We start from the raw sequence: 20,841 nt of genomic DNA on the forward strand, positions 1-20,841 counted from the left end.
AGAAAATAAATTGTTAAACCCAAAAACTCTGCTAAATTGATTGATAATTTCTGTCCAATTTATAGGGGGTCAATACAAGAAATGGTAGGCTATCCGCAATCGATACATTTGCTTCAAATGTATAACAGGAGTCCGCTAAAAGAGGTCTAATTAATGTCGGTTGAATTGTCTCAGTTGTTGTACTAGGGCCATTTACACTTGAATAGAAATACATGTACCCAAAAAAGGCATAATTCGTTCCTTTGCTCGCGAATTGGAAACCTCTTTCATTCATGGGCGATCTAAAACCAGTTCTTGAACAAGGACTCAGTAGATCACTGGCGCCAAAGTAATTTCTTGTAGCCCTTTCCCAACCAAGGGCGTCCATTATTCTACCTTCACCGATAACATCGGAACAAGTAACATTGTACTCCTCAAACGAAGGATTCACAATCAAGTTCTGTCCGCAAGCAGACTTCGTGGATAATGAGATTACTATTATAGTAACTAATATTAACCGAGGCCCAATCACCGTTACAAATTCGTTCACACGGATCAATAGAAGATTGACAAGATGAACAAGGGGGTACAAAGGCAACAGACTGAACATATGTTTGTCCAGAATTCGCAGGTGAAAGCTTTACGTAATAGTAGGTCGAAGCTGTTAACTCTGAAATCAAGAGTTGTACAAGGTCATTGAGCTGTAATCGTGTCTTGACCTTCAATTAGCGATAAGGAGCCACACGACCCTGAATAAGCGTTTACGTACAACTCCGGAGTCCACTGACCGTGAATACCAATCTGCACAATATGAGCTGTATCCGAAGCTTGAAACTTAAACCAAACGTCCGACCCTGAGAATGTTGCTGTATCGCCACTGCTGCTGCCAATATTAATCGCTGTTGCGCAGGTACTTTGAGCGTATATTGATTGGCCTAGGAAAAAGAGCACAACAGTAATAAGTAGCGGAAGGCTAAGAGGCCTTTTTAAGTCGATTATGGACTTTGACTTGGAAGCGCGGGCGAGGGTAGTTGTCGTCATTTTGGTGGGGTTTAAAACAAAAGAGCGGAGTATTTACCCGATTCAAAGGTTTTTGAAGACACGTTCTATTTAGCAAAATTCCAAACGTTTACAGTAGTTTAACCCCATGTTTAAACTCTGGGAATAGGGTCAAATTGCCCTCACTAGGAACTAAGAACCAGGTCTTTCAGATTGGGTTTTGGCTGCGCCAAAATCAGGTTCTGCTAATCAGGTCACGTTCCGCGCGATCAGATAAAAGTGCAGCATCATTTTGTTCTGCTCTTCTCTTTTGACTCTGGACTCTGAGCCATTGAAATAGAAAAACCCCAGTACTCGCGTACCGGGGTTCTTCAATTTTTGGGAGTGTTCTGGGCTCATAGCCCATGGCTCATGGATGGCCCATTGCGCGATCTCCGATCGCTTACATCATTCCCGGCATTCCGCCGCCCATTCCCGCCGGAGGTCCGGCCGGAGAGTCTTCAGGAATTTCGGTGATCGTAGCTTCTGTGGTGAGCAGCATTCCGGCTACGGAAGCGGCATTTTCCAAAGCTACGCGGGTTACTTTGGTCGGATCAATGATACCCGCCTCGAACATGTTCACGTACGTATCGTTCTTGGCGTTGTATCCGAAGTCTCCTTCTCCGTCCGCTACTTTAGCTACAACTACGGAACCTTCGCCGCCCGCGTTTGCTACAATTTGGCGCAGTGGCTCTTCGATCGCACGACGCACGATAGCCATACCTGTGGTTTCGTCATCGTTCTCGCCTTCGGCATCGGCGATGGCTTTAATTGCGAGCACCAGTGCCACACCACCACCGGCAACGATTCCTTCTTCAACGGCTGCACGAGTAGCGTGTAGGGCGTCGTCAACGCGATTTTTCTTCTCTTTCATTTCCACTTCAGAAGCAGCACCTACGTACAGTACGGCAACACCACCGGCCAATTTAGCTAAGCGCTCTTGCAGCTTTTCTTTGTCGTAATCGCTGGTCGTGGTTTCGATCTGAGCTTTGATCTGTCCTACGCGGGCTTGGATGTCCTCCTCGCTTCCGGCACCGTTCACGATCGTCGTGTTGTCCTTGTCGATGGTGATCTTCTCGGCAGTACCGAGCATGTCCATAGTGGTGTTTTCGAGCTTATAGCCGCGCTCTTCGCTTACTACGGTTCCGCCCGTCAAGATGGCGATGTCTTCCAACATGGCCTTGCGACGATCTCCGAAACCAGGCGCTTTTACGGCGGCTACTTTGAGGGCACCGCGGATTTTGTTAACAACGAGTGTAGCAAGAGCTTCACCTTCGATGTCCTCAGCGATGATCAAAAGCGGACGTCCGCTTTGAGAGGTTTGCTCGAGTACCGGCAACAAGTCCTTCATGCTGCTGATCTTTTTGGCGAAGATCAAAATGAATGGATTGTCGAGGTCGGCTTCCATTTTATCGCTGTTGGTCACGAAGTATGGAGAAAGGTAACCGCGATCGAATTGCATACCTTCAACTACTTCTACGGTAGTGTCGGTTCCTTTTGCTTCTTCTACGGTGATCACTCCTTCTTTGCCCACTTTCTCCATGGCCTGAGCGATGAGCTTACCAATGCTCTCATCGTTGTTGGCTGAGATAGCGGCAACCTGCTCGATCTTCTCGAAGCTATCGCCGACTTCTTGAGATTGCTCCTTCAAGTTCTCGATAATGGTAGTGACCGCTTTATCGATTCCGCGCTTGAGATCCATGGGGTTGGCTCCGGCCGCCACGTTTTTGAGTCCGACCGTTACGATCGCCTGAGCCAATACGGTAGCGGTAGTGGTTCCGTCACCGGCCAAGTCAGCGGTTTTGGAAGCAACTTCTTTTACCATTTGTGCACCCATGTTCTCCTGTGCATCTTCCAGTTCGATTTCTTTGGCTACCGAAACACCGTCTTTGGTGATGGTTGGAGCGCCAAAAGATTTTTGGATCACCACGTTGCGACCTTTAGGTCCGAGGGTCACCTTCACGGCCTCTGCCAGTGCGTCTACACCGCGCTTGAGTCCATCGCGAGACTCGATGTCGAATTTAATTTCCTTTGCCATTGCTAAGGGTATTTTTTAGGGTTAATGTCTAAATTAGAGGATTGCGTAAATGTCTGATTCACGCATAATGAGGTAGTCTTTGCCCTCGTACTGGAGCTCGGTGCCCGAGTACTTTCCGTAAAGCACACTATCGCCTACTTTAACGATCATGGGCTCGTCTGGTTTTCCATTTCCAACGGCAACCACGGTTCCGCGCTGCGGCTTTTCTTGAGCCGTGTCAGGGATGATGATTCCCGAAGAAGTCTTGGTCTCTGCCGGAGCCGGTTCAACAAGAACGCGATCGGCCAGCGGCGTAATATTAACTTCAGCCATTTCAGATTTGATTTATGAGTTAAACTTTGTTTTCAATATCGAATACTCGCCTTAGGACACAAACTGTGCCAAGGCACAGGACGTACATTTTGTCAGTTTTATTCCGCCGGATTTCTGACAGGTACAAAGAAAAAATGCCAGTCTGGTTGTCAGACCGGCACTTTCAAACTTTTTTCAAGTGTGGGGTTACTCAGCAGATCCGTCACCTTCACCCTCTGTCGGAATCTGGTTAAGGCCTCCGGCACCACCCGTGGTTGGGGCTTGTTGAATAACGGAACCTGCACCTTCAACTTGTTCCTGAACGCGTGAGCCTTCATCGATGACCGCATCACCGCGATCGATGGCAAAGTTGCTCAACAATGTAAGGGCCAACAAAACCCCGGCAAGGGTCCAGGTGGCTTTATCAAGGAAATCGGTCGTTTTTTGAACGCCGAACATTTGGTTTCCTCCTCCAAAAGTAGATGACAATCCTCCTCCCTTCGGGTTCTGAACCAAAATCACCAACACGAGCAAAATACAGGTGATGATGATCAAAGCAGCAAACAACGTGTACATCTTATTTTCTCTCTTTCAGATCGTTGATCTCGTTAATTCGGTCGGCAAAGTAACCACTTTTTTCGGGATATTTCAAGCTAAGTAAACGATAGGCTTTTACGGCTTTTTTGTACAACCCTTGCTCTGAGTACACCCGCGCCAAAGTCTCGGTCATGAGCGAGTCGTCTTCGTCCAAACTGCTCTTGGCCACATTGCCCTTCCCAAGAGCGTGCTTCTGAGGAAGACTCATTCGGGGCGATTCAGCCAGGAATCGATCGATGAGATCCTGGCGCGAGAGCGATCTGCGCTTCTCTTCGGTTTCTTCGCTTTTAGTATCGCGTGCCTGCTCAAACGATTCGTGTTCGGTCGAAATAGGTTCGGCTGCGATCTCTTCGGCCGCTTTCTCTTCTTGGCGCTCAATGGGCTTCATGCTGGTGAGCTTCAGCCACTCAGCAAAGGAATGTCGCTCGGTTCTGTCGAACTTCAACGGCCTTCCGATCACCCTTTCCCCATCGCCATCTTCGCGAATGGCATCCTCGATCTCGACCGCATCGTCGTTTTCCTCCAGGACATCCTCTAGCTGCCGTTCCAAAGGCTCCGGCTCCGGTATCAAATCCGCCCGGCCAGTGTATTGCTCGGTCAACTCGTTCTGTTGCTGTAGCTGCGGCTGTTGCTTTGCTTCCTGCGCCTGCGGCGCGATGGGTTTCGCCGTGATGAATTCGAACAGCGCGGTACGGTCTGGTGAATGTGCCGCTGTTTTCTTTAGTTGGCCGTTGTACCTGAAACTACTGGTGTTCTCCAAGGCTTTCAGGTGCAGCATACGGGCACCAACGAAGTACGGGAACGAATCAATGATCTCGTTCAATTCCTTCGCGGCCGAGGCATCGAGATTCCACGGTTTGGCGATCCATCCGAGCAGGCGTGCTGCATCCATAATTTACCAGTTGACTACGGCCTTGTTGAAGATGTCTTGCACCAATTCGGTGGTGATCTGCTCAACGAGATCCTCTTCAACTGCAGAAAGTTCTTGATTTGCGTCGAAATCGCCAAAACGGGTAAAGCGCGATTCGTAGTCCTTCTCCGGGTCTTTGGTATTGATGAAGGTTACGGCCAGGGTGATTGTGAGGCGGTTTTGCGCAGCTTGTTCATCGGCTTGGATCGCCAACGGTCGAACATTGTAGTCGATGATCGACCCCTCGAATTGAAGGTCGCCGTCGCGTTGAATAACCTCCAAATTGGTTTGCACCAAGAAGATGTCTTTCAGCTTTTCCGTAGTTACCTGGCTCAGCGATGGATTCACGAGCGAGGCGTAGTTCTCGAAAAAGCCCACAGAAATCGATTTGACATCAGGCGAAATACTGGCGCCCGTAAAGGAGTACCCGCCCCCGCATCCGCCCGACAGGGCGATAATAAAAAGAAGCAGAAGGTGGCGTATCATAGGTCGTACTGTTTGATCTTTCTATAAAGCGTGCGTTCGGATATTCCGAGTTCCTTGGCGGCATCCTTGCGTTTGCCTTGATTTCGATCAAGGGCCTTGCGGATCATTTCGATCTCTTTGTCTTGGAGGGTCAGGCTTTCCTCGATCACCTGGTCATCTTCGTAAATGTCGGTGTTGATCGTTGACGGTACGTTGCTCGTTCGGTCCGGAATTTCGATAGTCGTGTCGTCGTCGAAATTGTCGTACACCTTAGCGAGTAGCTGGGCGTTCTCTTGGCGAAACTCTTCCCCGGTCGGACCGCCCTCTTTCATGAGTTCCATGGTCAGCTTTTTAAGGTCGTTGATGTCGTTCCGCATATCGAAGAGGACCTTGTATAAGATGTCGCGTTCGGAGGAAAAATCCGATTCGCTCGAAGTGCCCGATCGATCGCGATAGATCATGGGTAAATTGGAACGTGCACTTTCGGGCAAGTAGCGCTGAATGGTTTGAGCCGTTACAATGCGCTCCGTTTCGATAACGCTGATCTCTTCGGTGAAATTCTTCAGTTGACGAATGTTTCCCGGCCAGCGATAGTGATTGATGAGCTCAACGGCTTCGTTGTTGAGCTGCAGGGTCGGCATGTGGTATTTATTGGCGAAATCGGAGGCGAACTTGCGGAATAGCAAGTGAATGTCTTCGGCTCTATCGCGCAGTGGAGGTAAGTGGATTTCCACGGTATTGAGTCGGTAGTATAGATCTTCCCGAAAGTGGTCTTTACCAATGGCTTCGTCCATGGGAACGTTGGTCGCGGCCACGATGCGCACGTCGGTCTTTTGGACCTTACTGGAACCCACCTTCATGAATTCGCCCGTTTCGAGAACGCGAAGTAGGCGAACCTGTGTGGAAAGAGGTAGTTCGGCGACTTCATCGAGAAAGATCGTTCCGGAATCAGCTTCTTCGAAGTATCCCTTTCGGGCCGAAGTAGCTCCGGTAAAACTTCCTTTTTCGTGCCCAAAAAGTTCGCTGTCAATGGTGCCCTCAGGAATGGCGCCACAGTTGACCGCGATATACGGATTGTGTTTGCGGGCCGACTGGCTGTGAATGATCTTCGGGATATTTTCTTTACCTACCCCGCTTTCACCTGTGACCAGGACCGAGATGTCGGTTGGAGCCACCTGAACTGCTTTTTCGATAGCTCGGTTCAGTAAGGGGCTGTTCCCGATGATCTCAAAACGCTGTTTTATCGATTGAAGATCCAATGTATGGTACTTTTATGCTGGTCCGTCCGCTTTACCGACTGCCTTGCCTAGCAAGGTGGCCGCGGTGCAATCGTGCACAGCGACATCTACGTAATCTCCCGGTTGGTAGTTCTCCCGGTCTAAAACCACTACGGTATTTTGAGTGGTACGGCCGAACAGTTGTTCCTCGCTTCGTTTTGAAGTTCCTTCGACGAGTACCCGGTGGGTTTTTCCCACGTACGTTTTGTTGCGTTCCAGACTGTGTTCTTGCTGTTTCGCTATGATCTCCTGCAGACGTCTTTTCTTGACATCGGTAGGGACATCATCTTCAAATTTTCGCTGTGCCATGGTGTTCGGCCGCTCCGAATAATTGAACATAAATCCGAAGTCGTACCTCACGTAGTCCATGAGTTCGAGCGTATCGGCATGATCTTCTTCTGTTTCCGTGCAGAATCCGGAAATGATATCGTGCGAGATTCCACAGTCCGGAATTATTTCGCGAATGCGGTCGATGCGCTGCTTATACCACTCACGGGTATGTCCGCGGTTCATGAGCTCGAGAATTCGATTGCTGCCCGATTGAAAAGGCAGGTGGATGTAGTTGCAGATGTTATCGTGCTTGGCGATGGTGTGCAACACATCATCGTGCATGTCTTTGGGGTGGGAGGTGCTGAAGCGCACCCGAACCTTTGGTGCAGCAATGGCTACGAGTTCGAGCAATTGAGCAAAATTGACGGCGCGCTTTTGTTCTTCTTCGCTGAGCTGCTTAAAGTCTTTTTTGAGTCCACCGCCATACCATAAGTAAGAGTCGACATTTTGTCCAAGAAGCGTTACTTCGCGGTAACCTTTGGCCGCGAGGTCTTTCACTTCGTTGACTATGGTTTGTGGATCTCGGCTTCGTTCGCGACCACGGGTAAAAGGAACTACGCAGAAGGTACACATGTTATCGCAACCGCGCATGATCGTAACAAAGGCCGTTACTCCATTTCCTCCGAGTCGAACCGGAGCAATATCCGCATATGTCTCTTCCTTTGAAAGGATAACGTTCACGGCCTTGCGTCCGCCATCCACCTCTTGAATGAGGTCGGGCAGATCCCGATAGGCATCCGGCCCAACGACCAAGTCTACGAGTTTTTCCTCTTCGAGCAGGGTCTCTTTCATTCGCTCGGCCATACAACCAAGTACCCCGATGATCATTGCGGGTTTGGCCTCTTTGGCCTTGTGGAAATGGCCCAAGCGATTGCGAACCGTTTGCTCAGCTTTTTCGCGAATCGAGCAGGTATTGACGAAGACCACATCAGCTTCTTCGATGTTGCGCGTGGTTTCGAATCCGTTTTCACCGAGAATAGAAGCTACGATCTCGCTGTCCGAAAAATTCATTTGACAGCCGTAGCTTTCTATATAGAGTTTCCGGCCCTTTCCGACGAGCTCATTCTCAAGCATCACCGCCTCTCCTTGACGTCCTTCGTCTATCACTTTGTTGCCAAAATGCACTTCGCTCATGTTCTTCTAATTTGGCCTGCAAAGGTACGAAAACCCTCGCCGGTATGCCAATATGGCAGGTTTTAATTTTGTCGTAAAAGGGAACGATTTAAAACTGCCTTTGTTTTGAAGAGGCTATTATTCCTTTAATTTGCAAGCTGTTTGCGCTGCATAAAACTGCTATATGGTAAAGAATTTAGTGATTGTTGAGTCCCCTGCAAAGGCCAAAACCATTGAAGGTTTTTTGGGAAAGGACTACCTGGTGAAGTCGAGTATTGGACACATCCGGGATTTGCCAAAGAAGGATATGGGGATCGATATCGACAACGAATTTAAACCGAAATACGAGGTCAGTCCCGATAAAAAGAAGACCGTTAGCGAACTCAAAAAACTCGCTAAGGATGCCGAAGTGGTTTGGTTGGCCACGGATGAGGATCGAGAAGGAGAGGCGATTGCCTGGCACTTGTATGAGACATTAGGTTTAAAGCCCAATAACACCAAGCGCATCGTATTTCATGAGATTACGAAGAACGCCATTACGAGGGCCGTTGAGAATCCGCGCGACATAGACATTAACTTGGTCAATGCTCAACAGGCCCGTCGCGTTTTGGACCGATTGGTTGGGTTTGAAGTTTCGCCTGTTTTATGGCGGAAGGTGAAAACCGGCCTCTCGGCCGGAAGGGTACAATCCGTAGCCGTTCGCCTGATCGTCGAGCGCGAACGAGAGATCATGAATTTTGATCCGGAGACTAGTTTCCGGATTCAAGGTTCCTTCAAGAATTCGGAGGGAGCAGGGTTTTCGGCAGAGACGTCGACTCGCCCATCGGCCCGCGAGGGCGCAGAAAAAACACTCCAAAACTGTGTTCCGGCCACCTTTACGGTGAACAGTGTAGAGAAAAGGCCGGGAACGAAGAAACCTGCTGCGCCCTTCACAACCTCGACGTTGCAGCAAGAGGCGGCGCGGAAGCTAGGTTTTTCGGTTTCGCAGACGATGTCGGTTGCACAACGATTGTACGAAAGTGGACTCATAACCTACATGCGTACCGACAGCACCAATTTGAGTCAAGAGGCGATCAATTCAGCCGCAGCGGAGATTCGTTCCGCATATGGAGATCAGTACAGTAAGTCGCACCAGTTCGCAACGAAATCGAACAATGCGCAGGAGGCACACGAAGCCATTCGCCCGACCTATATGAATCGACATGAGGCCGGAGCAGACCGGAATCAGGAGCGTTTGTACGAGCTCATTTGGAAACGCACGATCGCTTCACAGATGTCGGAGGCGAAATTGGAACGCACGACGGTGAAGATCGAAGGATCAGGCGATGCGCCCACGTTCACAGCAAAGGGTGAGGTGTTGGTTTTTGACGGATTCCTGAAAGTATACCTCGAGGGTACCGACGACGAAAACGAAGAGCAGGCCGGTATGCTACCCCGTATGACTGAAGGTGAAGAGCTGGCTGTAGACCGCATTTCGGCCACTGAGTGCTTTACGAAGCATCCGCCTAGGTTTACCGAGGCGAGTTTGGTGAAAAAGTTGGAGGAGCTTGGGATTGGTCGCCCTTCTACCTATGCCCCGACGATTTCGACGATTTTAGCTCGGAATTATGTGGAGAAGACCGAGCGTCCCGGAGTAGAACACAATTACGAGGTGATGACCATGGAGCATGGAACTGTGCGCAGTAAAATGGCGACAGAGATCACAGGAGCCGAAAAGAATAAGCTTTTCCCGACCGACATCGGTATGGTAGTCACCGACTTCCTGGTTCAAGAGTTTGGTAATATCCTCGACCTACATTTTACAGCGAATGTAGAAGAAGAGTTTGACGAGATCGCCAAAGGCCGGAAGGATTGGAACAATATGATCCGCCAATTCTATAAACCGTTCCATGAAAATGTGGAGGACGTTCAAGAGAATGCGGATCGGGCAACCGGTGAACGGGTTCTCGGAGAGGATCCGAAATCGGGTCGGCCATTTATAGCCCGCATAGGGCGTTTTGGGCCCATGATTCAGATAGGAACCGTGGATGACGAAGAGAAGCCGAAGTTCGCGAGCCTGAGAAAGGACCAGCATATCGAGACCATCACCTTTGAGGAGGCTATGGAACTGTTCAAGCTTCCACGCGAATTGGGTGAATACGAAGGAGAAGTCATCAAAGCGAATATCGGTCGTTTTGGACCCTATGTGCAGCAGGGCCGTCTTTTTGCTTCGCTTCCGAAGGACGAAGACCCCATGAGCGTCACATTCGAAAGAGCCATTGAGCTGATCGAAGCCAAGAAGGAGGCCGATAAGAATAAATTCATACATGTCTTTGATGAGGAGGATCCCGTAGTTCAAGTGTTGAATGGTCGCTACGGGCCGTACATTAAGATCGGTCGGCAAAACATCAAAATCCCTAAAGACGTGGACCCAAAGTCGCTTACTCGAGAGGAGTGCTTGAAGCTACAGGCCGACGCGCCTAAAACTAAGAGAGGGGGAAAACGAAAGGCTAAGAAAAGCTAGTTGGCATCATGCGCGAGTTTTTAAGACCACTGAGTAATGAATTCATCGAGTCTTGGTCCAATAAACACCCGGATTCATTGGGGTCCAAGCTATCCAAATTCGTCGAAGAAGGGGAATTGCCCGATTGGGAAAATGCTCGAGTTGCTCTAATTGGGGTACAAGAAGACCGAAGAGCGCGAAAGAATGATGGGGCCGGTGAAGGTCCCGACTATGTTCGAGGAGCGTTATATGACCTCTTTTTTGGTCGTTGGTCTTTTGATGTGGTGGATTTGGGTAATATCGAGCCCGGGAATAGGGTGGATGACACCTATTTTGCATTGAGCGCAGTAGTACACGAGCTCGCCAAGGCCGACTGTATACCTATTATAATAGGCGGTAGTCAGGACTTGACCTTCGCGAACTACAAGGCGTATGAAAAACTGGAGCAATCGGTCAACATCTGCTCGGTTGATGCCCAATTTGACCTTGGGGTCAATAATCAGGAGCTCTCGAACGAGACTTACCTCTCCCACATCATTCTTCAGAAGCCAAATATTCTGTTCAATTTCAGCAATATCGGCTTTCAGACCTATTACGTTCATCAGGAAGAGATTGACTTAATGGAGAGCCTTCATTTTGAACGTCATCGAATAGGTTTGTTTCACCATAATATAGGGGAGGCCGAACCGATATTGCGAGATGCGGATATCGTCAGTTTTGATATGCGCAGTATACGCCATTCCGATGCTCCGGCGAATCGACACGGAAGCCCAAATGGATGGTATGGCGAAGAGGCTTGCGCGATCGCACGCTACGCTGGTATGAGTGATAAGCTCACTAGTTTTGGCATTTATGAATACAACCCTCAATACGACCGACATGAACAAACGGCGAAGCTCGGAGCACAGATGATTTGGTATTTTTTGGAGGGAATAAGCGTACGTAAGAACGACTTTCCTTTTGGAGACCGCTCGAGCTACGCCAAATACATTGTGCCTAATTCAACGCTCGACCAAGATTTGCACTTTTATAAAAGCGATCGTTCTGGTCGCTGGTGGATCGAGGTTCCGCTTCAGGGAGATCCGTCGATCTTTCACAAACGACATGCCCTGATTCCTTGTAGTTACTTCGATTATTTACAGGCTGCAGAAGATGAGATCCCGGATCGCTGGATGAGCGCTTTTCGCAAGCTTTCGTGATCAATGGTTTTGCCACTGCGATAATTCTTTTATTTTTGACGTTACTCAATCGCCTTTGTCATTAACCTAAAGGGAGAGTGCAAAATAAATTTCGTTACCTTTAACCGCTTACATATCCGCCTTGCGGCGGGATGAACGGGCTAAAACGGACCTATGAAGAGAATTCTTACCCTTGGACTGATTGCTTTCGCTATGACCGCCTGGGCACAGCAGGATCCGCAGTGGACGCACTACATGTTCAATCAGGTGAACTACAACCCTGGAGCAGCTGGGCTCGAGGGTTCCATCTGTATCAACGGATTATACCGATCTCAGTGGATGGGATTCGAAGGCGCACCTACTACTATGAACTTGAATGCGAGCATGCCGATCGATGCATTACGCGGAGGGCTCGCTTTAGGCTTGATGAGCGATGAAGAAGGCTTTCTTACCCGCACCAATGTTAAACTGAGTTACAGCTATCACCTCGATGCCGGAGACGGTAAGCTTGGTATAGGAGCCTACTTTGGTTTCTTGGATGCTGGAATTTCCAATGCGGAATGGATCGACCCAAACGGCGGTAATGGATCTGTCGACCCGGTGATTCCAACCGGTGAAAGTAATGCCATTGCTATGGATGCCGGAATAGGGGCTATGTATCGCGCTACGAATTGGTATGCAGGGGTTAGTATTACTCATTTACCCGGCCTGGATAATCAAATCGGAGCAGCGACCAATCTGACTCAAAGGCAGCACTTGTACTTCACTGGAGGTTATGACTGGGAGCTCACTTTTGAATGGACCTTGATGCCATCGGCATGGATCAAGTACGATTTAGCTTCAATAAGTTTTGATGCGACTGTATTGGCCATGTACAATAACCAGTTTTGGGCGGGCGTTAGCTATAGGCTCGAAGATGGAATTCCAGTATTGCTTGGTTATCAGTTGAATGATCAGTTAAGATTCGGTGCGTCGTATGATATTGGTACAAGCGGATTGAGTGGAAATAATTCAAGTGGTAGTTTCGAGGCATTCGTGAATTATTGCTTCACGATCGAGATTCCGCCGAAAGAACCTACAAAATATCGGAACGTAAGATTTTTGTAAGTTTGTCGTTGTCAGTAAGTGAGGGAAATCATCGACTTCAAGTCAGCCGATGATTTTCTGTTTTGGATTGAATAGGCTCTAATATTCCATCGAACGCGAGCTCATGGATCAATGATAAGTGCAATGAGAAAACTCATTCTTTCCGCCCTCGTGGGTGTTTTGCTCGCCGGCTGTGCGGGTTCCGACCACGGAGAGCTGGTGGGTGTTCAGAACCGTCAAGCTTGGTATCCAAGCGACCCATATGGTATGGTTTATATACCATTGGGCAGCTTCAATATGGGTGCCAACGATGAAGATGTACCTTATGGGCTGACCAATACGAGTAGAACCGTATCGGTTGCCGCATTTTACATGGATCAGACGGAAATAACGAATAACGAGTATCGCCAATTCGTTTTTTGGGTTCGCGACTCTATCTCTCGCCTTTTTTTAGGTGAAAATGGAGTTGAAGGTTACGAGCTCATTGAAGAAGACGAGTCCGGCAACTTCCTCGATGAGCCCCGATTAAATTGGGAAGAGTCATTGAGGTACGACTCTGATGACGAGGACTTCCGATACGCGCTTGAAGAAATGTATTTCGAGCCTGAGGATCAGTTCTATGGACGTCGCTACATCGATCCACGAAAGTTGATTTACCGCTACTTCTACATCAATAAGCGCAAAGCCGCTCTAAAGAAGAATCGTTACGATTGGAGAACGGGTGAATACGGCGGCGGAATCGATTCGCGAGCTGAGTTTATCGAGGAACGCGAATTACCGGTTTATCCTGATACACTGGCTTGGATTCACGACTATTCTTACAGTTTTAACGAGCCGATGCACGATAAGTATTTCTGGCACCCGGCATTTGACGAGTATCCGGTCGTTGGTGTGACCTGGCACCAAGCTAGAGCCTTTGCAAACTGGAGGTCGCGTTATCGAGATGCCTATTTGGAATCGGACAAGGAACCCTATGAGCAGGAGTTCAGACTGCCAACAGAGGCCGAGTGGGAATATGCGGCTCGCGGAGGTTTGGCTAACAATATGTACCCTTGGGGAGGACCATACATTAGAAATAGCCGAGGCTGTTTCTTAGGGAACTTTAAGCCATTACGAGGCAGCTACGTCGATGACGGAGGTTTTCAGACCGTCAAAACGACGAGTTACTGGCCGAATCAATACGGTCTATATTGTATGGCCGGTAATGTGGCTGAGTGGACGGTTAACGCCTACGATCCGCAGGCTTATCAGTTTTCACACGACATGAACCCCGACTTTCAGTACGATGCCAAGGATAGCGATCCGCCCGTAATGAAGAGAAAGGTGATTCGCGGTGGTTCATGGAAAGATATCGGATACTACTTGCAAGTGGCTACGCGTGACTTTGAGTATCAGGATACCGCAAAATGTTACATCGGCTTCCGTTGTGTGCAGTCCTTCATGGGACGCGATTTGGCGGACTTCCAATAAACAGTCTATTCTACTTTAATCATACATTAACCTAATTCAAATCAGTACTACTTAAAATGGCGCTTTTCAACGTAAACTCAAGAAGATGGAAAAACAACATGGCCAAGCTCTATGGATGGGGTGCCGCCGTGGTTATCCTTGGTGCATTATTTAAACTCTTGCACTGGCAAGGAGCGGACTACATGTTGATCGTAGGTTTGGGAACGGAGTCGATCATCTTCTTCTTTTCTGCTTTCGAAAAACCACATGAAGAAGTGGATTGGAGTTTGGTATATCCGGAATTAGCCGGTATGGAAGGCGACGATGACGAAAAGAAAAAGAAGAGCAATTTGACTCCTACACAAGAGCTTGACAATATGCTTGAAGAGGCCAAAATTAATGGCGCACTCATTGAGAGCTTAGGTCAAGGGCTTACTAATTTTGGTGAAGCTGCATCAAAATTGAATCAGACCATTGAAGCTGCTGCTTCCACACAACAATACAACGAAGAAGTGGCAAAAGCAGCGAAGAATATGGAGTCGTTGAACGCCTTGTACGAAGTTCAATTACAATCATCGAATCGTCAATCAGAAGCTTCTCAAGCGCTTGTTGAAAGCTTGGCTACTACGGCCGAAGACAGCAAACGACTCCAAGCTGAAGTAGCTTCACTTGCACAGAATCTGGGCGCATTGAATAATGTGTACGGAAACATGTTGTCTGCCATGGGCGGTGGAAACAAATCGTAGTTTAACAATTCTTTAATTAGAAAGAAGAGAAAGAATGGCACGTGGAATTATGACACCAAGGCAGAAGATGATCAACATGATGTACCTCGTGTTGACAGCACTTTTGGCTTTGAACGTGTCGAAGGAGATTCTGGACGCCTTTGTTAAGGTAAATGACTCCATGGGAGTCACAAACATTAAGGTGGAGGAAAAGAATGCCGAGGTTTACAATTCGTTCGATGCGGCAATGCAGAAGAACCCGGTAAAGACCAAAGAATGGCGCGATGCTGCATATGCGGTAAAGAATGAGGCCGATGCTTTGGATAAATACATCGAGGAACTAAAATCGACCTTAATAGAAATGGCTGGTGGTGTCGATGAAAAAACCGGAAAGCCAAAGAAAATGGATAACCGGGAAGTTCCGGCTAACTACCTTTTGGTTAAGGAAAAGAAAGCGACTGAGCTCAAGGGTAAGGTGGAGCAATTTCGCGAGCTCCTTATCGACAAATCATCGGATAATGAGCGTCTCAAGACCAACTTGGCTGCCGTCTTCGATACGGATAAACAAGACATCGGCGGAGATGTTAAGGCCAGCTGGGGAAAAGCCAACTTTGAGCACTACCCATTGATGGCGACCGTTACTTTCTTGACGAAAATGCAATCGGATGTTCGTACTGCGGAAAGTGATGTGATTTCGTATTTACAGGCGAAAATTGACGCAACGGATGTAAAAGTAAATGCTTTGGAGGCAACGGCTATTGTGCCCAACTCCTACGTATTTACAGGTGACACGTTCCGAGCGGAGATCTTTATCGCTGCATTTGACTCTACGAAGCAACCTGTTGTTACGGTTTATAATGACTTCGACGAAAACGGAAATCCGATCGGCGATGGTGTTCAAGTGCCAGTTCGCGACGGAAAGGGTATCTATGAAGTACCAGCCAATTCTGAGGGAGCATTTACTTGGGGTGGTGCGGTGCAGATCGACGGTCCGGGTGGAGATCCTCAGACTTACTCAGTACCTCCACGTACTTATCAAGTAGCTCGTTCTGCGGCGGTTATTTCACCGACGAAAATGAACGTGATCTACCGCGGAGTGGATAACCCGATCGATGTATCTGTGCCTGGAATTTCACCTGATAAACTTCAAGTGACTTGTGCCGGATGTTCCATTTCCGGTTCTAACGGATCTTATGTTGCGAAAGCGGGTAATACCGGTACTGAAGCGACGATCAAGGTGTCTGCTGAGGTAAATGGCAAAATGAAGAACATTGGAGATATGAAGTTCCGCATTAAGCGTATTCCTCCTCCAACAGCCATGATCGCGGGTAAAACGGAAGGTAAGATCTCGAAATCAGCCCTCGGTGGTACCCAAGGTATTGGAGCATTTTTGCAAGACTTTCCATTCAACATCAATTACCGTGTTACCTCGTTTACCGTTCGTGCCCAAAAAGGTGAGTACACTCAAACAGTACGCGTTACCGGTAACCAGTTTAATGGCGAAGTTCGCACCCTGATTCAAGATATGAAGCCCGGTTCGGACATTTCGTTTACGAATATCCAAGCTAAAGGACCCGATGGCACGAAAAACTGTGGAGCGATCGTTTTCACAGTACAGTAATAGATAAGTACAATGAAGTCAGTAAAAGGATTCTTAGTAGTTGTAATGGTTGGCCTCGCCTCGGCGTTAAGTGCTCAGACCGTTCTTGACTACAACCGACAGCCGACCGCTGAGGATGATGCTGTTTATATAAAGCGTCACTTCAAAGAAAACCGTGTTATTCCAGATCACCACTTGCGAGAGGCGGATATCATGTGGATGAAACGGTATTGGCAAAAGATCGATTTGAAACAAAAATTGAATCACCCGTTGTATTACCCGGTGGTTCCGATCAAGGATCGTAAGTCATTGGCCGAAGTATTGTTTCAAGCAGTCGTCAACGAAGGATCCATTACGGCATATGCGGACGATGAATTCAAAAGAACGCTGACTCCCCAGGAGGTATCTTCGAAGATATTCTCAGTGGATAGTGTTCAGGATTTTGATATCAATACCGGAGAACCTTTTTGGCGATTAGATACCATTAAGGTTGAAAGCCGCGATGTATTGGAATACCTTTTGAAAGAAGATTGGTTTTTCGATAAGAAGCGTTCGGTAATGGAAGTGCGTATCTTGGGAATTTGTCCAGTGGCTTACAAGGAGAATCAGGCAACGGGTCAGATAGAGAAAGAACAGCTCTTTTGGCTATGGTTCCCCGAAACTCGGCCTGTACTCGCGAATCACGAAACCTTCAATCGCATGAACGATGCCGAGAGAAGAACATTTGACGAGATTTTCCATAAACGCATTTTCCATAGTTATATAACGAAGGAGAACAACGTTTACGACCGCTGGATCTATGATTATAAGAGGTATTCACAAATGGAACAGTTGCTAGAAGCTCAGAAGATCAAAGAAGAGATTCGTAACTTCGAGCATGACCTCTGGGAATACTAATAGTACAGCCTTAAATTATTACAGTAACTCCTCCGCCATGCGGGGGAGTTTTTTTGGTTTGATGCTGGTGCTAGTCCTACTCCTTGCGCCAACAGAGTCGTCGGCTCAATACCGCAACTCGGTTGGGGTTCGATTGGGCGTAACGAATGGGATCAATTACAAGGCATTCTTAAAACCGCGTCAAGCCTTAGAGGTATCGGTCACTACAAGTTGGAATGGCGTTATCATGACCGGCCTATGGGAGTGGCACACCGATTTCACCAAACCCTTACAAATCTCAACGGGTAATTTTGAAGGTTACTTGAGCCTCGGCACGCACTATGGAGCTTATGGTGCTGAATCCCCACTGTACGAGGGTACCGGTGGAGGTTTTGATGCGGGCATGGGTTTTGAGTATAGATTCGATCAGATCCCATTTTCCTTAGGCGTGGATTATCACTTTATGGCTGACCTTCAACTGTCCGGTGGATCCACGAGTCCAAATCTACTGGCCGATCTAGGACTAAACCTTAGATATTTATTCCGATGAGAGCTTTGATCATTGGTCAGGGTTTAGCCGGATCGTGTATGGCATTGGAGCTTTTAGGACGCGGGGTAGATGCGACGATCGCCGATCCGAACAGGGTCAACAATTCTACCTCCCTAGCGGCCGGACTCATAAACCCACTGGTGCTGAAGCGCATGAAAAAGGTATGGCGGGCCGATGAATTTATCGAGTATGCCAACCTCCTTTATGGGAAATGGGAAAAAGAACTTCAATGTAAGTGGCGCCAGTCGGTACCTGTGTATCGGAAATTCCACGATGTGGCCGAGCAGAATCGCTGGATGGAGTTATCGGCAGACCTTGGTCTACAGGAGTATATAAATCCCGTTATTGAGGATATGCCGAATGCAGTTCATGGCAATTTCGGAATGGGTAAAGTGATTCATGCGGGCTGGTTCGATACTCAAAGCTTCATGGACGATGTTCGATCCCTACTTAGAGCCAAGAATGATTTTCACTCAGCTGCAATAAAGGCTCCCGACCTACATTTCGATTCAAGCTGGCTATGGAATGGTGCGAATTATGACTTCGTTGTTTGGGCCAACGGCACTGGGGTAATTGAGGTGCCCGGTTTTCCGACGGATGCTTTGAGACCGAGCAAAGGTGAGTTGCTAAGGCTCAAGCTTCACGAGATGTGGCCGACCGACGCCATAATAAAAGCGGGGGTGTTCATCCTGCCGTTAGGCAGAAAAGAATTAAGAATAGGCGCTACATATGACCATTGGGACCTCGAGCCGGGGATTTCGGAAAAGGGTCAAAACTTTTTGGAGCGTCAAGCGGCTGACCTAATCAAAGTCCCGTACGAGATCGTAGGGCGGGAGTGGGGTATACGTCCGACCACGAAAGACAGGCGCCCGATTCTTGGCCGCCATGCCGAGAGCGATCGGATTTACTTTTTCAATGGGCTGGGAAGTCGCGGAGTGTTAATGGCGCCGCTACTTGCCAAAGAACTAGCCGACCATATTATGGATGGTGTGGGCCTGCGGCCCGATGTGGATGTTGCGCGATTTTACTGACCCATCCGGTCGAAATCAGCCTTGTAGCTTACGAACAGGTTGATCCATATCAATCTCGACGCTCGCCACAATACTGGAATGAGCACCACCAGCACTATACCATTATATATAAGGTATTCCGTGATGCTCAGCTCGAACAGCACCTCTGTCGCAATGAACATGGCCATGCTCACCGCAACGGCCAATCCATAGGCCGCGTACATGGAGCCGTACCAAAAAGCGGGTTCCATTTCATACTTGAGGTCACAGTGGCTACACCTTTCGTACATTAGCGTCATCTTGCTTACGGCGTAAGGATTTTTCGACTGAAAGATGTAACCATTGTGACAGCGGGGGCATCTATTCCGGAAGATGCTGAATAAGCGAGTTCCCTTTTTGAACATATATAGATGGTATGGGGTGCCTAAGGTACGGCAAAGGCACTAAGAAAATGAATGCATTTCAATGATATCAGTCACACAACTGAGACACGAATTCGGTGGAGAAGCACTCTTTAGAAAGGTTAGCTTTCAAGTGAAACCTTCGGATCGGATAGGATTAACCGGAAAAAACGGGGCGGGTAAGTCGACCATGTTGAAGTTACTCGCCGGATGGATGAGTGCGACTTCTGGATTCATCAGCAAGCCCAAGGTGATCTCGATTGGATACCTTCCACAAGACATTACGCCGGAAGGGGAGCGAACTGTGCGTGAAGAGGCCGCATTGGCTTTTGCCGGAATCAAGCAAATGAAAGAGCGTATTGAGGAGATCAATGCCGAGCTAATCGAGCGAACCGATTACGAGAGCGATTCCATATGAGTTGGTGGAGATCAAGTGGAAGAACAACTCGAAAAAGTGTTGTTTGGTTTGGGTTTTAAACCCGAGGAATTAGACCGATCGTTGAGCACATTCTCCGGTGGTTGGCGCATGCGTGTAGAGCTCGCCAAGCTGTTACTGGCTAAACACGACCTGCTGTTACTTGATGAGCCAACGAACCACCTGGATATCGGGGCCATTCTTTGGCTCGAGGACTTTCTTCAAGAACACGAAGGAGTAATCATGATGATCTCCCACGATCGTCAGGTCCCGGATGCTGTTACTAAACGAACCATCGAAATAGTGAACGGAAGTATCGAGGACTATTCGGCCCCTTATTCAAAGTATCTCGTCCTTCGCGAAGAGCGCCGCGAGAAGCTGATGCAAGCGAAAAAGAATCAGGACAAAGAGATCGATCGCCAAAAGGAACTCATCGAAAAGTTTAGATACAAGGATTCCAAAGCGTCCTTTGCGCAATCGTTGATCAAGAAGTTGGAAAAGATGGAGCGTATCGAAGTTGATGATTATCATCAGAAATCGGTCCGATTCCAGTTTCCCGAGGTGCCCCGCAGTGGTAAGGACGTTCTCAAACTCGATAAGATCGGGAAGAAGTACGGTGATCGCCGGGTACTTAGCGACGTGAATTTCGAACTGCTCCGAGGTGATCGCCGGGCGTTTGTGGGGCAGAACAGACAGGGTAAAACCACCTTGGCTAAAATTTTTGTGGGGGCCTTACGGGCCGATGCAGGTGATCGCTCTCTCGGTACAAATGTGCACTTGGCTTATTACGCTCAGGATCAGGCAGAAAGTCTTGACCCGAATCAAACCGTTCTTGAATCGGTGGAATCTGTAGCACCGAATGATGTTCGTCCAAAGGTGCGTAGCATGCTCGGGGCTTTTATATTTATAGAGGATTAGAAAGAGGTCATTAGAGTTGTTGATATTCGAGACATTAATGGCCGGTGTACGAGCTGATGTGGGGCTTGGTAAGCGATGCTATACCGAAAAAAAGGAACGGCCGTACACGTTTT

The 20,841-nt window shown here is 48.3% G+C and carries 19 protein-coding genes; 11 read left to right on the plus strand and 8 right to left on the minus strand.

Annotation, left to right across the window (positions count from 1 at the left end; all coding sequences use genetic code 11):
- Positions 1-1,420 precede the first annotated feature (1,420 nt).
- The 7 genes from groL to miaB all read right to left on the minus strand — a co-directional run bounded on the left by groL (position 1,421) and on the right by miaB (position 8,059).
- Positions 1,421-3,055 carry a chaperonin GroEL gene (groL, locus tag J4F31_07790; protein ID MCE2496460.1) on the minus strand — a complete coding sequence of 545 codons (1,635 nt, stop codon included), beginning with the start codon at positions 3,053-3,055 and terminating at the stop codon, positions 1,421-1,423.
- 33 nt (positions 3,056-3,088) lie between these two features.
- A complete protein-coding gene (locus J4F31_07795; protein ID MCE2496461.1) occupies positions 3,089-3,367 on the minus strand; it encodes a co-chaperone GroES in 279 nt (92 codons plus the stop codon).
- Positions 3,368-3,553: 186 nt separating this feature from the next.
- Complete coding sequence (secG, locus tag J4F31_07800; GenBank protein ID MCE2496462.1) at positions 3,554-3,922, minus strand: preprotein translocase subunit SecG; 369 nt, start codon at positions 3,920-3,922, stop codon at positions 3,554-3,556.
- Between the two features lies 1 nt (position 3,923).
- On the minus strand, positions 3,924-4,835 hold the full coding sequence (locus J4F31_07805; GenBank protein ID MCE2496463.1) for a hypothetical protein: 912 nt from the start codon (positions 4,833-4,835) through the stop codon (positions 3,924-3,926).
- 3 nt (positions 4,836-4,838) lie between these two features.
- Entirely contained in the window at positions 4,839-5,339 is a 501-nt protein-coding gene (locus J4F31_07810; GenBank protein MCE2496464.1) for an LptE family protein, read from the minus strand.
- Positions 5,336-6,577, minus strand: coding sequence for a sigma-54-dependent Fis family transcriptional regulator (locus tag J4F31_07815; GenBank protein ID MCE2496465.1), 1,242 nt, complete (start codon positions 6,575-6,577; stop codon positions 5,336-5,338). The genes J4F31_07810 and J4F31_07815 overlap by 4 nt, the downstream gene beginning before the upstream one ends.
- A gap of 12 nt (positions 6,578-6,589) precedes the next feature.
- On the minus strand, positions 6,590-8,059 hold the full coding sequence (gene miaB, locus J4F31_07820) for a tRNA (N6-isopentenyl adenosine(37)-C2)-methylthiotransferase MiaB (protein ID MCE2496466.1): 1,470 nt from the start codon (positions 8,057-8,059) through the stop codon (positions 6,590-6,592).
- A 163-nt stretch (positions 8,060-8,222) separates the two neighbouring features.
- Between miaB and topA the strand changes: the two genes are divergently transcribed.
- The 9 genes from topA to J4F31_07865 all read left to right on the plus strand — a co-directional run bounded on the left by topA (position 8,223) and on the right by J4F31_07865 (position 19,015).
- A complete protein-coding gene (topA, locus tag J4F31_07825; GenBank protein ID MCE2496467.1) occupies positions 8,223-10,541 on the plus strand; it encodes a type I DNA topoisomerase in 2,319 nt (772 codons plus the stop codon).
- An 8-nt stretch (positions 10,542-10,549) separates the two neighbouring features.
- A complete protein-coding gene (locus tag J4F31_07830; GenBank protein ID MCE2496468.1) occupies positions 10,550-11,719 on the plus strand; it encodes a formimidoylglutamase in 1,170 nt (389 codons plus the stop codon).
- 153 nt (positions 11,720-11,872) lie between these two features.
- Complete coding sequence (locus tag J4F31_07835; GenBank protein ID MCE2496469.1) at positions 11,873-12,805, plus strand: type IX secretion system membrane protein PorP/SprF; 933 nt, start codon at positions 11,873-11,875, stop codon at positions 12,803-12,805.
- Positions 12,806-12,928: 123 nt separating this feature from the next.
- A complete protein-coding gene (locus J4F31_07840) occupies positions 12,929-14,254 on the plus strand; it encodes an SUMF1/EgtB/PvdO family nonheme iron enzyme (protein ID MCE2496470.1) in 1,326 nt (441 codons plus the stop codon).
- Positions 14,255-14,352: 98 nt separating this feature from the next.
- The gene (gldL, locus tag J4F31_07845) at positions 14,353-14,979 is read left to right on the plus strand and encodes a gliding motility protein GldL (GenBank protein ID MCE2496471.1); all 627 of its coding nucleotides are present in this window, start codon (positions 14,353-14,355) and stop codon (positions 14,977-14,979) included.
- Positions 14,980-15,013: 34 nt separating this feature from the next.
- Positions 15,014-16,579 carry a gliding motility protein GldM gene (gene gldM / locus J4F31_07850; GenBank protein ID MCE2496472.1) on the plus strand — a complete coding sequence of 522 codons (1,566 nt, stop codon included), beginning with the start codon at positions 15,014-15,016 and terminating at the stop codon, positions 16,577-16,579.
- A gap of 12 nt (positions 16,580-16,591) precedes the next feature.
- Positions 16,592-17,455: a gliding motility protein GldN gene (gene gldN, locus J4F31_07855; GenBank protein MCE2496473.1), complete on the plus strand. Its 864-nt coding sequence runs from the start codon at positions 16,592-16,594 to the stop codon at positions 17,453-17,455.
- 37 nt (positions 17,456-17,492) lie between these two features.
- Positions 17,493-17,984 carry a hypothetical protein gene (locus tag J4F31_07860; protein ID MCE2496474.1) on the plus strand — a complete coding sequence of 164 codons (492 nt, stop codon included), beginning with the start codon at positions 17,493-17,495 and terminating at the stop codon, positions 17,982-17,984.
- A complete protein-coding gene (locus J4F31_07865; GenBank protein MCE2496475.1) occupies positions 17,981-19,015 on the plus strand; it encodes an FAD-binding oxidoreductase in 1,035 nt (344 codons plus the stop codon). The genes J4F31_07860 and J4F31_07865 overlap by 4 nt, the downstream gene beginning before the upstream one ends.
- Here the strand turns inward: J4F31_07865 and J4F31_07870 are convergent.
- Entirely contained in the window at positions 19,009-19,284 is a 276-nt protein-coding gene (locus J4F31_07870; protein ID MCE2496476.1) for a DUF983 domain-containing protein, read from the minus strand. The genes J4F31_07865 and J4F31_07870 overlap by 7 nt on opposite strands.
- A gap of 175 nt (positions 19,285-19,459) precedes the next feature.
- Here J4F31_07870 and J4F31_07875 point away from each other — a divergent pair, with 175 nt between their 5' ends.
- Both J4F31_07875 and J4F31_07880 read left to right on the plus strand, forming a co-directional pair.
- A complete protein-coding gene (locus J4F31_07875) occupies positions 19,460-19,813 on the plus strand; it encodes an ABC-F family ATP-binding cassette domain-containing protein (GenBank protein ID MCE2496477.1) in 354 nt (117 codons plus the stop codon).
- Between the two features lie 15 nt (positions 19,814-19,828).
- The gene (locus tag J4F31_07880) at positions 19,829-20,728 is read left to right on the plus strand and encodes an ABC-F family ATP-binding cassette domain-containing protein (GenBank protein MCE2496478.1); all 900 of its coding nucleotides are present in this window, start codon (positions 19,829-19,831) and stop codon (positions 20,726-20,728) included.
- The last annotated feature ends 113 nt before the right edge of the window (positions 20,729-20,841 follow it).

This window comes from Flavobacteriales bacterium (assembly GCA_021296215.1).
Classification (GTDB): Bacteria; Bacteroidota; Bacteroidia; order Flavobacteriales; family ECT2AJA-044; genus ECT2AJA-044.